At 65.4% G+C, this 13,468-nt stretch carries 16 protein-coding genes; 7 read left to right on the top strand and 9 right to left on the bottom strand.

The window, feature by feature from the left end; genetic code table 11:
• The first annotated feature begins 107 nt into the window (after window positions 1-107).
• On the top strand, window positions 108-707 hold the full coding sequence (locus Q9R31_RS17685; protein ID WP_311264108.1) for a DUF1992 domain-containing protein: 600 nt from the start codon (window positions 108-110) through the stop codon (window positions 705-707).
• Window positions 708-749: 42 nt separating this feature from the next.
• On the opposite strand, the gene Q9R31_RS17680 is transcribed toward Q9R31_RS17685, so the two are convergent.
• Window positions 750-2,921, bottom strand: coding sequence for a transglycosylase domain-containing protein (locus tag Q9R31_RS17680; RefSeq protein WP_311264014.1), 2,172 nt, complete (start codon window positions 2,919-2,921; stop codon window positions 750-752).
• Window positions 2,922-3,098: 177 nt separating this feature from the next.
• Here Q9R31_RS17680 and Q9R31_RS17675 point away from each other — a divergent pair, with 177 nt between their 5' ends.
• Window positions 3,099-3,725, top strand: coding sequence for a PadR family transcriptional regulator (locus Q9R31_RS17675; protein WP_311264013.1), 627 nt, complete (start codon window positions 3,099-3,101; stop codon window positions 3,723-3,725).
• 3 nt (window positions 3,726-3,728) lie between these two features.
• Here Q9R31_RS17675 and Q9R31_RS17670 read toward each other — a convergent pair whose 3' ends face one another.
• The 3 genes from Q9R31_RS17670 to Q9R31_RS17660 form a co-directional block, all read right to left on the bottom strand.
• Complete coding sequence (locus Q9R31_RS17670; protein WP_311264012.1) at window positions 3,729-5,048, bottom strand: ammonium transporter; 1,320 nt, start codon at window positions 5,046-5,048, stop codon at window positions 3,729-3,731.
• A gap of 324 nt (window positions 5,049-5,372) precedes the next feature.
• A complete protein-coding gene (locus Q9R31_RS17665) occupies window positions 5,373-6,167 on the bottom strand; it encodes a carbon-nitrogen hydrolase family protein (protein ID WP_311264011.1) in 795 nt (264 codons plus the stop codon).
• Window positions 6,167-6,403, bottom strand: a complete 237-nt coding sequence (locus Q9R31_RS17660; RefSeq protein ID WP_311264010.1) for a DUF2630 family protein — start codon at window positions 6,401-6,403, stop codon at window positions 6,167-6,169. The genes Q9R31_RS17665 and Q9R31_RS17660 overlap by 1 nt, the downstream gene beginning before the upstream one ends.
• Window positions 6,404-6,488: 85 nt before the next feature.
• Here Q9R31_RS17660 and Q9R31_RS17655 point away from each other — a divergent pair, with 85 nt between their 5' ends.
• The gene (locus Q9R31_RS17655) at window positions 6,489-6,887 is read left to right on the top strand and encodes a hypothetical protein (RefSeq protein ID WP_311264009.1); all 399 of its coding nucleotides are present in this window, start codon (window positions 6,489-6,491) and stop codon (window positions 6,885-6,887) included.
• On the opposite strand, the gene Q9R31_RS17650 is transcribed toward Q9R31_RS17655, so the two are convergent.
• Genes Q9R31_RS17650 through Q9R31_RS17640 form a run of 3 tightly spaced genes read right to left on the bottom strand, consistent with a single transcriptional unit; the run spans window position 6,884 to window position 8,037 of the window.
• A complete protein-coding gene (locus Q9R31_RS17650; RefSeq protein WP_311264008.1) occupies window positions 6,884-7,216 on the bottom strand; it encodes a DUF202 domain-containing protein in 333 nt (110 codons plus the stop codon). The genes Q9R31_RS17655 and Q9R31_RS17650 overlap by 4 nt on opposite strands.
• Window positions 7,217-7,220: 4 nt before the next feature.
• Window positions 7,221-7,625, bottom strand: a complete 405-nt coding sequence (locus Q9R31_RS17645) for a DUF202 domain-containing protein (RefSeq protein ID WP_311264007.1) — start codon at window positions 7,623-7,625, stop codon at window positions 7,221-7,223.
• 52 nt (window positions 7,626-7,677) lie between these two features.
• Window positions 7,678-8,037 (bottom strand): YnfA family protein, encoded by a 360-nt coding sequence (locus tag Q9R31_RS17640; RefSeq protein WP_311264006.1) that lies wholly within the window; start codon window positions 8,035-8,037, stop codon window positions 7,678-7,680.
• A gap of 54 nt (window positions 8,038-8,091) precedes the next feature.
• Here Q9R31_RS17640 and Q9R31_RS17635 point away from each other — a divergent pair, with 54 nt between their 5' ends.
• The 3 genes from Q9R31_RS17635 to Q9R31_RS17625 all read left to right on the top strand — a co-directional run bounded on the left by Q9R31_RS17635 (window position 8,092) and on the right by Q9R31_RS17625 (window position 11,559).
• The gene (locus Q9R31_RS17635; RefSeq protein ID WP_311264005.1) at window positions 8,092-9,120 is read left to right on the top strand and encodes an LLM class flavin-dependent oxidoreductase; all 1,029 of its coding nucleotides are present in this window, start codon (window positions 8,092-8,094) and stop codon (window positions 9,118-9,120) included.
• A 143-nt stretch (window positions 9,121-9,263) separates the two neighbouring features.
• The gene (locus Q9R31_RS17630; RefSeq protein WP_311264004.1) at window positions 9,264-10,361 is read left to right on the top strand and encodes a ferredoxin reductase; all 1,098 of its coding nucleotides are present in this window, start codon (window positions 9,264-9,266) and stop codon (window positions 10,359-10,361) included.
• A 13-nt stretch (window positions 10,362-10,374) separates the two neighbouring features.
• Window positions 10,375-11,559 carry an acyl-CoA desaturase gene (locus Q9R31_RS17625; protein WP_311264003.1) on the top strand — a complete coding sequence of 395 codons (1,185 nt, stop codon included), beginning with the start codon at window positions 10,375-10,377 and terminating at the stop codon, window positions 11,557-11,559.
• Window positions 11,560-11,633: 74 nt separating this feature from the next.
• Here the strand turns inward: Q9R31_RS17625 and Q9R31_RS17620 are convergent, their stop codons facing one another.
• Together Q9R31_RS17620 and Q9R31_RS17615 are read right to left on the bottom strand one after the other, a co-directional pair.
• Window positions 11,634-12,545 (bottom strand): cation diffusion facilitator family transporter, encoded by a 912-nt coding sequence (locus Q9R31_RS17620; protein ID WP_311264107.1) that lies wholly within the window; start codon window positions 12,543-12,545, stop codon window positions 11,634-11,636.
• A 140-nt stretch (window positions 12,546-12,685) separates the two neighbouring features.
• Window positions 12,686-13,078: a metalloregulator ArsR/SmtB family transcription factor gene (locus Q9R31_RS17615; RefSeq protein ID WP_311264002.1), complete on the bottom strand. Its 393-nt coding sequence runs from the start codon at window positions 13,076-13,078 to the stop codon at window positions 12,686-12,688.
• 98 nt (window positions 13,079-13,176) lie between these two features.
• Here Q9R31_RS17615 and Q9R31_RS17610 point away from each other — a divergent pair, with 98 nt between their 5' ends.
• Window positions 13,177-13,374 carry a hypothetical protein gene (locus tag Q9R31_RS17610; protein ID WP_311264001.1) on the top strand — a complete coding sequence of 66 codons (198 nt, stop codon included), beginning with the start codon at window positions 13,177-13,179 and terminating at the stop codon, window positions 13,372-13,374.
• Window positions 13,375-13,468: the final 94 nt, after the last annotated feature.

The raw sequence follows: 13,468 nt of genomic DNA, 5'->3' as shown, positions 1-13,468 counted from the left end.
CGACGGCGGGACCTCCCGCCGTCGTCCGCCCACCTTGGGCGTTGAACAGGCCAGCCCACCGCTGAAATACTGGAAGGCAGACAGCCAGAGGGAAGGCGGTGGCAGCGATGAGCGGCGGGGCAGGGGACTTCCGGAAGCGCCTGGAGCGGGCGGCGGAGGTCCGTTCATACCGCGGCGCCGGCATCAGTGCCGAGGAGGAAGCCGCCCTGGATGCCCTCGACGCCCAGGAGCGGGAGAAGCGCCGGAAAGTCAGCGACGCTGCCCGCGCCGAATACCTGGTCCGGGACGCCATGGCGCAGGGCAAGTTCGACAACCTCAAATATGCGGGCAAACCGATTCCCGGCCTCGGCGAATCCTACGACCCCGACTGGTGGGTCAAGGGGCTGATCCAGCGGGAAAACATCAGCGGCCTGGGCCCTGCTGCCATCCTGCTCCGCACCGAGGACGCTGAACTCGATGCCAAGCTGGACGACCAGTACACCGAGCAGCAGGTCCGGGACCTCCTGCAGGATTTCAACCGGCGCGTGATCGATGCCCGTCGCCAACTGCAGGGCGGCCCGCCGGTGATCACCAAGACCCGCGATGTGGAGGAGGAAGTGGAGAGCTGGCACCGCCGGCGCGCCGCGCGGGTTGCTGAGGATCCTGCCGCTGCCCAGCCGGAGCCCCCCCGTTCATGGTGGAAGCGCCTGTGGAAGGGGGCGGGCTAGCAGCAGCCGAAAGTTGCGTTCCACATAGGGCAGGTAACAGGGCTACGGTTTGTAATTGGGGTTGGGGCCAATCATCGAAGCGGGAGGCGGTGCGAACGGGGCAGCGGGATAAAGCGGCGCCACCTTGAGCATGTAGTTGGCCCACTGCGGCCCGGCGATCATGTACCCGTCAAGGCGTGGATAGAAGGTGCCGTTGATTGTCACGTTCTGTCCTGCCCGCTTTTGGCCTTCCAGCGCATCGCCAAAGAAGGACGCCGTAACCAGTCCGGTGGTGTAGCCCACCACCCAGGTGGAACCGTTGTTGTTCGAGGTACCGGTCTTGGCCGCGGTGGGAACCTTGTCATGCACTTTCGGGTTGATCCAGACGCCGGAGCCCTTCTTCAGGACATCCTGCAGCACCGAGTTGACGCCGCGGGCCACGTCCGGTTTGACGGCGTCGTGGCAATCGGGGGCCTGGGCAGGAAGTTTCGCCCCCGCGGCATCCTTGATCTCAACCAAAGCGATGGGTGCGCAGTAGCGGCCGTCCGTGGCGAAAGTGGCAAAGGCGTCGGCAAGGGTAAGGGGGGCAATGCCGGTTCCGCCCAGCAGGTTGCCGAGCTGGTGCATGTTGACAGGGCTGCTGTCGAGGCCGCTGTGCAGCCCGACGGCATCCACCATCTTTTGGATGCCGCAGAAATCCAACTGCGCGGCCGAGGCGAAGGTGGCGGTGTTGATCGAGTTATACAGGCCGTAGTTGACGGGCATGCGCCGGTAGAAGCCCTCTTCCGCGTTCTGCAGGTCGTCAGCAGCACCAAGGGCAGGGTTTGCCTGCGCTGTGCTGTAGGCCCCCAGCACCTTGCCGCAGCTGTCCTTCCAAGCAAAGCCCAGGGGATAGACCCGGCGCGAGGCGTCCACCTCGGCGGTGATCGACTTGCCCTCGTTCAGCCATTCGGCGAAAGTGAAGGGCTTCATGGTGGACCCGGGCTGGAACCCGCCGGCGCCGTTCAGGTCATTGCCCTGCGCGTCCTTCGCATCCACGTTGAAGTTCAGGTTGGTATCAAACTTGCCGGGTTGCGGAAGAAATACCGTGTTTTGGGCCATCGCCAGGATTTTGCCGCTGCCGGGCTGAATGGTCACCAGCGAAGCTGCCCACCGGTCGGGATTTGCGCCTGCTGTCCCGTCCACCTGGGCCTGCGCGGCGGCCTGCAACCTGCTGTCCAGGGTGGTGACGATAGTGAGGCCGCCCCTGTACAGCCTCCGCTCACGTTCAGCTTCCGTCGGGCCGTAGGCGGGATTGTTGAGGATGAGGTGGGAGATGTAATCGCAGAAGTAGGCTGCCATGGCCGCATTGGCGCAGCCCTGCTGCTGGGGCGTGACCTTCAATTCAATGGGCGTTGCCACGGCCTCATCGTGCTGGGCCTGGGTGATCTTGTGCAGGCGCAGCATTTCGGACAGGACCTGGTTGCGGCGCACGATCGACTTGTCCGGATTGGTGGCCGGGTTGTACAGGGTGGGGCTGTTGACCAGCCCGGCCAGCAAGGCTGCCTGGGGAAGGGTGAGGTCTTTCGCGCTGGTGCTGAAGAAGTAGCGGGCCGCGGCTTCAATTCCGTAGGCATTGCTGCTGAAAAACACGATGTTGAGGTAACCCTCGAGAATCTGGTCCTTGCTGTACTTCTTCTCCAGGGTGACGGCGAGCTTCATCTCCCGTAGTTTGTCGCCGAGGGTCTTCTGCCCGTTCAGGACCACCTCGTCGGGCCTGTCCTGCGAGAGCTGTGCCTCGTTCAGGACATTGGTGACGTACTGCTGGGTGATCGTCGATGCGCCCTGCTCGCCGCCCTTGGTCAGGTTGGACACCAGCGCCCGCAGTATCCCCTGCGGGTCCACGCCCGCGTGGTCGTAAAACCTGCTGTCCTCGATGGCAACAATGCCGTCCTTGATGTAGGGCGACATCTGGTCCAGCGGCACGCGCATACGGTTTTCCGCGTAAAACGTTGCGATCGGCTGCCCGTCGGAGGTCAGGACTTTCGTAGCCTGCGACGGCGGCTGCACCGTCAGCTCCGCGGGCAGGCTTTCGAAGAAGCCAATAGAGGAGCTGACACCCATCCCCGCGGCTGCCACCGCCGGGACTACCAGGCTGGCCGCCAGCACACCGCACATGACACTCGCAGCAAGGAACCCCAGGATCCTTCCCAGGGCCGCGCCAAAGCCGCGCCTGCGCTTACGCCTTTTCACCATTCCTCAGCCCTCGTCCTCGAAGGTGGGAACAGAATACGCTCCTGCCAATGTGCGAAACAGGGGTGAAAGGTCAGGATTTGGTCACGCGAAACCATTGACCGGGCGATAGTTAACGACATATCGTTAACTATCGCTGATGACACAGCGGCCACTCACGAATGAAAGGACGATGCCACCATGAAAGGCATTTTCGACGATAAACATCCCGGCCCCGAGTTTGGCAAAGGCCGCTTCGAGCGGGGGAGGGGCCGCAGGGGCCCGCACGGGCACAGGGGTCCCGGCTTCGGTCCCGGTTTCGGTCCGGGTTTTGGACCTGGTTTTGGGCCTGGATTTGGGCCCGGTTTTGGGCCCGGTTTCGGGCGGGGCGGCCGGCGTGCGAGCCGGGGGGATGTCCGCGCAGCCATCCTCTCGCTGCTGGCGGAGGCGCCATCCAATGGTTACGGACTGATCAAGACCATAGCCGCAAAGACCGACGGAATGTGGCGGCCCAGCCCCGGATCCATCTACCCCACGCTCCAGCAGTTGGTGGACGAGGGTCTCATCGAGGCGCTCAGTGAAGGGCGCGGGACCGAGTTCGCGCTCACGGACGCTGGCAAGGCCTACGTGGCGGAGCACGCTGAGGAGATGGAGAATGCCTGGAACGCCGAGCCGGACAGTGCGGACAGGGACTTCCACCAAAGCATCGGCAAGCTCCTGGGCGCCATCCACCAGTTCCGTACTGGTGTGACGCAGGAACAGCGTGCTGCTGCCGTTGAGAAGATGGACGAAACGCGCCGCGCGCTTTACAAGATCCTTGCGGACTAGAAACTACGCGAAGGAGTCTTCCCTGGTGTGCCGCTCCGCGGGAGCCGCAGCGGTGGGGATGTGGGCCGCCGCCTGGCGCAGTGGATTGAAGCCCGCTCCGATCTCACCGAAAGCGTAGGCGGTCTCGGCGTGCTCGGAAAGGTCCACCCCGGCGGTCTCGGCCTCGTGGCTGACGCGGAAACCCACCGCCTGGTTGATGGCCCGGGCAATGACCGCCGTACCAATTCCGGACAGCAGCAGGGTGATGACGACGGCGGCTGTCTGGGCGATGAGCTGCTGGACACCGCCGCCGTAGAGGAGGCCGCCGCCCTGGCCGTTCACGGGGAGGGCGATGAAGCCCAGCGACAGGGTGCCGATGAGGCCGGCGCCCAGGTGGACGCCCACCACGTCCAGGGAGTCGTCGAGGCCGAACCGGTACTTGAGGTCCACGAATACGCAGCATGCTGCTCCCGCCACCAGGCCCAGGCCGATTGCCGCCAACGGGCTGACGTTGGCGCAGGAAGGGGTGATGGCCACCAGGCCGGCGACGACACCGGAGGCGGCACCCAGGGAGGTGGGGTGCCCGTGGCGGATCTTTTCCGTAATGAGCCAGGTGAGCATGGCTGCGGCGGGGGCCACCAGGGTGTTGATCCAGATCAGGCCGGCCTGTTCAACGCTGGTTGCGGCGCCGCCATTGAAGCCAAACCAACCAAACCACAGGATGGCCGCACCCAGCATGATGAAGGGCAGGTTGTGGGGGCGGTGGTTGGGGTCCTTTGCGAAGCCGTGGCGCTGCCCCACGATAATGGCCAGCACCAGCGCCGCGGTTCCTGAACTGATTTCCACCACCGCGCCGCCGGCGAAGTCGATGACCTGGCCGAAGATTGCGGTGACGGCTCCGCCGGCACTCATCAGGCCGCCACCCCAGACCATGTAGGCGAGGGGGCAGTAGATCAGCGTGATCCACACGGGCACGAACACCGCCCATGCACTGAACTTGGCGCGGTCTGCGATGGCGCCGCTGATCAGGGCCACGGTGATGATGGCGAACGTGGCGCTGTAGCCGGCCTTAAGGAGGTCGGGCGAACCCATCAGGTTCTGCAGGCCGAAGCTGGTGAAGGGATTTCCGAAGAGCCCCAGGACGCCGTCTCCGGTGGTCATCGAGTATCCCCAGAGAACCCACACCACGCCCACGATCCCTGCCGAGATGAAGCTCATCATGATCATGTTCAGCGCGGCCTTGGCACGGGTCATGCCGCCGTAGAAGAGCCCAAGCCCGGGGGTCATCAGCAGTACCATGGCGGCCGAAATCATCAGCCAGACGTGTTGGGCAGTGATTTCCACCGGTGGGTCCCTTCGCAACGTGATCTTGGTCCAGGGCCCGTTTTGGCCCCGGGGCATTTCCCCCGGGATCCATTTTTGGCGTCGCGTGTTTCAGCCAATGCCGCTTAAAGTTGCGGCCACGTTACACAAATCGCTCCCGCGTGAAGTTCACGTATCCACCATGTTTCGGGAATGTAAACGGCTCCTCGGGCCGAGTCTGCCCGCGCCCGCTCTTTCCCCGGTTCTTCCCCGCCAGCCCAGGCCACCCGGCCCGTCCACGGTGAGGAACGCCGTCGTACGCTGCTATGCCCTGTGTTTCAGGGCCATGAACGGCGCCTCACCGGGTTAGAACCTGCGGGCGTTGGCCAGGACCGGCAGTTTGGCCCGAACCTCATCAACAGTGGCGGGATCGATATCGACGACGGCGAGTTCGGGTTTTCCGTCAAGGGTCACCACCGGTTTTCCCAGGGGCGACACAACAGCGCTGTGGCCGATGCCGGTGGGAGCTGCGCCCGCAGGCCCGGCTCCAGTGGTTTCGGGGTCACCCTGGCCGCAGGCCACCACGAACGTGGTGCTGTCCAGCGCCCGGGCGCGCACCAAAAGGTCCCACTGTTCCGCTTTGCCCTCGCCCGCGCCCCAGGAAGCGCACACAATGTTCACCTGCGCACCTGCATTGGCATTCGCCGTGAACAGGCCCGGAAAGCGCACGTCGTAGCAGGTGGCAAGGCCGAACTCTGTCCCGTCCAGCTCAAAGGTCACCGGCGCTTCCCCTGCATCCACCGTCTTGGATTCGGTGAAGCCGAAGGCGTCAAAAAGGTGCACCTTGTCATAGGAAGCCTCCACTCCGGGGCCGGTGACCAGCAGCGTATTGCGGACGCGGCCGTCCTTCCCGGGAGTGAACATGCCGGCCACGATCGTGATGTCCAGGTCCTTGGCAATCCTGCGGACCTCGCTGGCCCAGGGGCCGTCAGTCGGCTCGGCAACGTCCTTTAGCGAGTGGCCAAAGGCGCGCATCGTCGCCTCGGGAAAGACCACCAACCGGGCGCCGGCATCTTTGGCCTGGCCGGCGTAGTCCCGGACCAGTTCGAGGTTGGCTGCGGTGTCGGCGCCGCTGATGATTTGCGCTACTGCGATCCGCATTACTGCCGGTAGCCCTCAACCTCGCTGATGGGGCGGGGCTCGGCGTCATTCGGGTTTTCGCCCGAGTCCTGCTTGGCCCGGCGCTGCCGCAGCAGGTCCCAGCACTGGTCCAGGCTTTCTTCCACGTACCTAAGCCGCGCCTGGTCCGGCGCCTGCCCATCCCCGGACCCCTCGCGCAGCGAGTGCTCCTCCTCCACCAGGGCCTGGATGTTCTTCAAAATATCCTGATCATTCATTGCTTCCCCTTACTCCGGTCCGGTCTCCTTCAGCGTACGGATCAGGTGCTGAAGCCACCAGTCCCCGCGCTGTACCATCAACTTCATGCCCACTGCGCTCGATATGGCAGGTCCCATCCTGGAAGTGCTCACCTGGTTGTGCCTGCCCGCCGGACTGGGACTGCTCTTCTACACCGGCTTCCTCCGTCGCTTCGTGCATCCCTGGGAGGTGGCCGAGGCCGTCGTGTATTCCGATTCCACCGGGGTGGGTTTCCGTTGGTTCGACCGTAAGCACCAGGTGCACAACGCCCCGATGTCCCCTTACGACATCAGGGACATGGCCGCGGGGGACACCTTGCCCATCTACTACCACCCCAAGCGTCCAACGCAGTGGCAGACCACCACGCCGGAGGAAGCCGGCAGGACGGCCTCGGTCCTGGGCCGGTGCCTGACCGCAATCGGCTCGGTGGCGCTCCTTGCCGGCTTCGTCCTGCCGATGTTCTAGCTGACGAGCACCACCACAATGCCCAGGCCGCCAAGGACGACTCCGGCGGCAGCTGTCCAGAGCACGGCAGCCAGGTCGGCTTCGATGCTTTCGCCTGCCAGGCCGTGCGACCTGGCCTGGTACCGGCGGCGCTGCGTGAGGTAAATAGCGAGGGCGGCGCCGCCGGAAATCACTGGCAGCATCAGGATGGGTGCCCCGTAGGTGGGAAGCCAGCGGAGGAAGAAGGCGCTCGCCGTCACCAGTGCCAGCATGGTCCGGCCCCACGCGAGGGCTGTCCGTTCCGGCTGGAGCCCGGGGTCGCCGTGCGGGTGGTGTGCTCTGGATGCCAAAAAATCAGCGCCAAAGGATAAAGACCAGTACGACGGCGGCAGCCAGCGCGCCTGCCCCGGCCAACAGGGGCACGAAGAGCGGCAGGGGCAGCGGTGCCTTGGTCCGCATGCTCCGCTCCACCCGAAGCCACCGCACCGCGGCGCCACCACTGAGCATCATGCCCAGCAGAAGCAGGAGGACGGCCAGGCCTTTCCGGACAGGCTCGATGAAAAGGCCTGACGTGAACGCCTCGACGGCGATCCCACCTGCCAGCAGCGCGAGCGACGTACGGATCCAGGCCAGGAAGGTGCGCTCGTTGGCAAGCGTGAAGCGCGGGTCAGGTTCCTCGCCTCCGGGCAGCAGCCTTTCGGCAATTTTTCCGCGCGTTGGCCGGAACGCCGGCCCGGGCGGCTGCTCACTGTTGGTCACCGGGCCAGTTTAGCCGCGGCTTATCCGCCGCTCCGCGGGGATTAGCCGCGGCTTATCCGCCGCTCCGCGGGGCAAACATGATCACGGCAACTCCCAGCAGGCAGACCAGGGATCCCGCGACGTCCCACCGGTCCGGACGGAAACCGTCGAAGGCCATGCCCCATGCCAGGGAACCGGCCACAAACACTCCGCCGTACGCCGCCAGGATCCGGCCGAAGTGCGCGTCCGGCTGCAGCGTGGCCACGAAGCCGTAAGCGCCGAGCGCAATGACGCCAAGTCCGGCCCACCACCAGTCTTTGCCTTCGCGGACGGCTTGCCACACAAGCCAGGCACCACCGATTTCTGCGGCAGCGGCCAGCACGAACAGCACAATGGTCTTGAAAATACCGACGGTTTCTTCCGGAATGTCCACGCAGCCATCATCCCAGCCGGGAATGCGGCCGCTGACCGCACAGTTGGGGAAGGTATGGAGCGCATAGGATTCCTTTCATTCGGCCACTGGGGCCCCGGCCAGGGCTCCCAAACCAGGACAGCGGCGGACGCCCTGCTGCAGGGGATCGAACTGGCAGTTGCCGCCGAAGAACTCGGCGTGGACGGCGCATTCTTCCGGGTCCACCACTTCGCCAGGCAGCAGGCGTCACCCTTTCCCCTCCTGTCAGCCATCGCCGCCCGCACCAGCCGCATCGAAATAGGCACCGGCGTGATCGACATGCGCTACGAAAATCCCCTGTACATGGCGGAGGAGGCCGCGGCGGCAGACCTGATCAGCGGCGGGAGGCTGCAGTTGGGGATCAGCCGTGGTTCACCCGAACCTGCCAGGGAAGGCGCGTCAGCGTTCGGCTACCGGCCACAGCCGGGGGAGACGGACGCGGACATGGCCCGGCGCCACACGGCCGTCTTCCGCAAGGCCATCACGGGGGCCGGCACGGCCCAGGCCGATCCCAGGTACGCCGGTGGTGCCACCGGCCTGCTCCCCATCCAGCCCCAGTCCCCGGGCCTGTCGGAACGGATCTGGTGGGGTGCCGGCAGCAGGAAGACGGCCGTGTGGGCGGCGGAACTGGGCATGAACCTGATGAGCTCCACGCTGCTCACCGAGGACACCGGCGTTCCCTTCCATGAACTCCAGGCAGAACAGATCCAGCTGTTCAGGGACGCGTGGGCGGCAGCAGGACACCCCCACACCCCGCGAGTCTCGGTCAGCCGCAGCGTTCTTCCCATCGTGGATGAGGAGGACAACTACTACTTTGCCGGCAGCGCCCTCCGGGACAGCCGCGACCAGGTGGGGGTCATCGACGGCCTGACAGCGCGGTTCGGCAAGAGCTACGTGGGCGCGCCCGACCTCCTGGCGGAGCAGCTCGCAGCCGATACGGCGGTGCAGGCTGCCGACACCCTGCTGCTGACGGTTCCCAACCAGCTGGGTGTGGAGTTCAACGCAAAGCTGCTGGGCAACATCATGGAGCACGTCGCCCCAGCCCTGGGCTGGAGCCGCCGATAGGGTGCGGGAACTATTTGTGAGACCGAACCGTTACTCTTAGAGTACGGCGTGGGGGCTTCGCGCCCCTTACTAGTGTGTGACTGCGGAACGGTCATATGACGGAGAGAGAGATATATGGCTCACACCGCCTTAGGCTTAAACGCATGATCCGGCTACGTCAGCTGGCCCAGGCGGCCTCAGTGCTTACCACCCCTTTGGCGCCGGAAGACATTCTGGCCCTGTTCAACCCTGTCTACTCAGCGCGCCAGCTCCGCGGCGTGGTCACCCGCGTAGTGCAGGAGACGGCCCAATCGGCCACGATCTTCTTCCGCCCCGGCCGTGGCTGGAAGGCGCACATGGCAGGACAGTGGGCCCGCATCGGCGTGGAACTCGACGGCGTTCGCCACTGGCGTTCCTACTCGCTCAGTGCCCCCGCCGGCAAGGATCCCGCCATCACCGTCACTGACGTCGGCGCAGTCTCCGGCACCCTGGTGCGCACCACCAAACCCGGCGATGTCCTGTTCCTGGCACCCCCGCAGGGCGATTTCGTGCTCCCCGAGCACCCCCGCCCTCTCCTGATGGTCACCGCGGGCAGCGGCATCACTCCGGTGATGTCCATGATCCGTACGCTGGTGCCGCGGCGTCCGGATGCCGACGTCGTACTGGTCCACTCCGCCCGCACCCCGGGTGACAGCCTGTTCCGCGAAGAGCTGGCCGAACTCGCCGACCAGTTCCCCAACTTCCGGCTGGCGCATTGGTACACAGGCGAGCAAGGCCGCATGGACTTCTCCAGCACCAAGGAGCTGGACGAGATCTGCCCCGACTGGAAGGAACGGGCAGCCTACGCCTGCGGCCCCGACAGTTTCCTGGACGACGCCGAAGCCCTCTGGAAGCGCGCCGCGCTGACCACCCGGGCGCCGGGGACCGACGTCGCCGTTGCCGGAGAAGCCGGCAACCTCATGATCGAACGCTTCAACACCACCTTCAACGCCGGTGTTGGACACGACGGCGGCCTGGTCACCTTTGAGGCCTCCGACCGGGAGGTGGAAGCCGACGGCGACACCCCCATCCTGGATATCGGCGAGGACGCAGGGGTGCTGATGCCCAGCGGCTGCCGGATGGGCATCTGCCACAGCTGCCTCACACCGCTCCTGGCCGGGCAGGTCCGCGACCTGCGGACCGGGGAAATCCATGGCGAACCAGGCCAACTGATCCAAACGTGTGTCTCGGCAGCCGCCGGGCCCGTCAACCTCGAACTCTGAGGAGCAGCACCGTATGTCTGTCATCTCACCCACAAAGACCAATGCCGCCGGAGGAGCCAGCGCGGGCACCTCACGGACGCGCCCCGGCAAGCTTGCCGAATCCGGCAGCCCCACGGTCCGGCCGCCTGCCGCCGCGCACCTGAGCGATGAACAGGTGGCGGAGCTGGGCCGAGAACTCGACGCCATCCGGGACGAGGTCCTGGGCAAGCGCGGAGCCGAGGACGCCGCCTACATCCGGCGGATGATCAAGATCCAGCGCGGCCTGGAGCTCTCCGGCCGTGCGGCCCTCCTGGTCAGCAAGAACAAAGCCGCCTGGGTCACGGGCACCACGCTGCTGAGCCTGGCCAAGATCCTGGAAAACATGGAGCTGGGCCACAACATCCTGCACGGCCAGTGGGACTGGATGCGGGACCCGGATATCCACTCCACCACGTGGGAATGGGACTTCGTCACTCCCTCACGGTCCTGGCAGCACACGCATAACGACCTGCACCACCGCTGGACCAACGTGGTGGGCAAGGACAACGACGTTGGATACAACCTCCTCCGGATGGACGAGAACCAGCCGTGGAAGCCCATTAACCTGGCCAACCCGCTGTTCAACGCCATCCTCGCGCCCGTCTTCGAGTGGGGCATCGCCATCTATGACCTCGAGCTGACCGAGTACAAGGAAGGCACCAAGTCCAAGGAGGCCCTGCTCAAGGACCTCAAGGCGCTGGGCAAGAAGGTTGTCACGCAGTTCACCAAGGACTACGCGGCCACCCCCGCCGTCGCCATGCTGACCGGGTCCGGCAAGCAGGCCCTGTTCGGAACGATTACGGCCAACGCCATCCGCAATGTCTGGGCTCACGCGGTCATTTTCTGCGGCCACTTCCCGGAAGGAACCGACACCTTCACGGAAGAGATGGTTGATGGCGAAACCCGCGGGGACTGGTACGTGCGGCAGATGATCGGCTCGGCCAACATCTCGGGGTCCAAGTTCATGCACCTCATGACCGGCAACCTCTCGCACCAGATCGAGCACCACCTCTTCCCCGACCTGCCCTCCAACCGGTACGCCGAGGTGGCACCCAAGGTCCGCGAGATCTGCCAGCGCTACGGCCTGAAGTACACCACGGGCCCGCTGCTGAAGCAGGTGGGTTCGTCCTGGGCCAAGGTCTTCAAGCTGGCACTGCCCGGCAAGGCTGCCCGGGCCTAAAAGCCGGAAGGCAAAACTGCAGGAGTGACCCGGCCGGCGCTGCCCGGCCGGGTCACTTCGTGCATCCGCTCCCTTTAGGACTGGGGTGCGGGCGCCAGGAGCATGTGGTCCAGCTTGGGCAGCGCATGCCGGAGACGGTGTTCGGCGTTTTCGAGGATCTCTTCCGCCCGCGACAATTCCATGTCCGCCAGATCAATCCGTGCCGAACCCTGCAGGCGGTGCCCGGACCACCGCAGCTGCAGGTGCCGGACCGCAAGGACGCCCGGCGTCTCCGCCAGGGCGGCCTCGGCCCGTGCCACCAGTTCCGGTTCGATGCCGTCCATGAGCCGCCGCCCAATGCTGCGGACCGTCCCCCACAGCAGCACCATGATGGCCGCGGAGATGATCAACCCGACGATCGGGTCCGCCAGCGGAAACCCGAGCATGACGCCCACGGCGCCGATCACTACGGCGAGCGAGGTGAAGCCGTCCGTCCGGGCATGCACGCGGTCTGCCACGAGCGCCGCAGAACCGATCCTGCGGCCAACCCGGATCCGGTAGATTGCCACGGCTTCGTTTCCGGCGAAGCCGATCAGGCCCGCGGCCATGACCCAGCCCAGGTTCTGCAGCGGCTGAGGATGGATCAGCCGGTCCACGGACTGCCAGCCTGCGACCACCGCGGAGAGGGCCACCACCGCCACGATGAACAAGCCGGCCAAGTCCTCGGCCCGGCCGTAGCCATACGTGTAGCGCCGGGTGGCCGCCCTGCGTCCCAGGATGAAGGCAACCCACAGGGGCACTGCGGTCAGGGCGTCCGAAAAGTTGTGGATGGTGTCCGCCAGGAGGGCTACCGAACTGCTGAAGAGGACCACCAGGAACTGAAGCACTGTAGTGGCCAGCAGGACGAACATGCTGATCTTCAGCGCCCGGATGCCCTCGGCGCTGGCCTCCATGGCGTCGTCGATGGAATCAGCGGCGTCGTGCGTATGCGGGACGAAGAGCTCCATGAGCCAGCCCTTGAACCCGGAATGGTGATGGTGGCCGTGGCCATGCCCGTGTTCATGACTGTGCACATGCCCATGGTCATGACTGTGCGCGTCCCCGTGGGGATGGCTGTGCGTATGCGTTGATCCGTGGTGCGGCCCGGTCATGACGCGCTCCTCTGTGCCGGGCGGGCGGGGATGTGCTGGTGCGCTGCACGGTGGTGGGCCGGCTCCCCGCCGAGTGCGTGCTCCGCCTGGAAGATGGCGTCCGCCACCAACTGCCGGGCATGTTCGTTTTCGAGGCGGTAGAGCACCCGGGTACCGTCCTGCCGCGTGGACACCATCCGGGCAAGCCGCATCTTGGCCAAGTGCTGGGACACGGCGGCGGGGGACTTGCCCACCACGTCCGCCAGGGCGCCCACCGCCATTTCGCCGTCCCGGAGCGCCAAAATGATCCGCACCCTGGTGGCATCTGCCAGCATGGCAAAGACCTCCACGGCCAGCTCCACGTACTGGCTGTCAGCTCCCAGCGAGCAAGCATTACTATCTGCATTCATGCGCATATAATCTCATAAGAGAGGAAACGCCGAACTATGGCGACAGGGGCCAGTATCACATAATTGAACGAACAGCCGCCGCGGCCTTTGGAGGAATTATGCGGATCCTGGGAGCACTCATTGTCATCTGGCTGATCATCGGCGGTGTGGCTGCCTGGCAGCGCGGTTATTTTGGCGGGGCTCCGGGAAACTGTGCAGAGGCAGGGACGGTGGCCATCACCATCGCCGCCGGTCCCTTAAATTACATGGGAGTCAACCCGAAAGTCTCCTGCGAGCTCCCCCAGCCGTCCCAGTAACGGCCACGAACTGGACATCACTTCCAGAGGCAGCCGCACGAGCAGGAACGGCCCCTAGAGTAGGGAGTGCGCGGGCCGGCGCGTCGTCCGCCCG

It is taken from the genome of Pseudarthrobacter sp. BRE9, from assembly GCF_031844305.1.
Lineage (GTDB): Bacteria > Actinomycetota > Actinomycetes > Actinomycetales > Micrococcaceae > Arthrobacter.
Note: the sequence above shows the minus strand (reverse complement) of the source record. Positions and strands in the feature narration are given on the sequence as shown.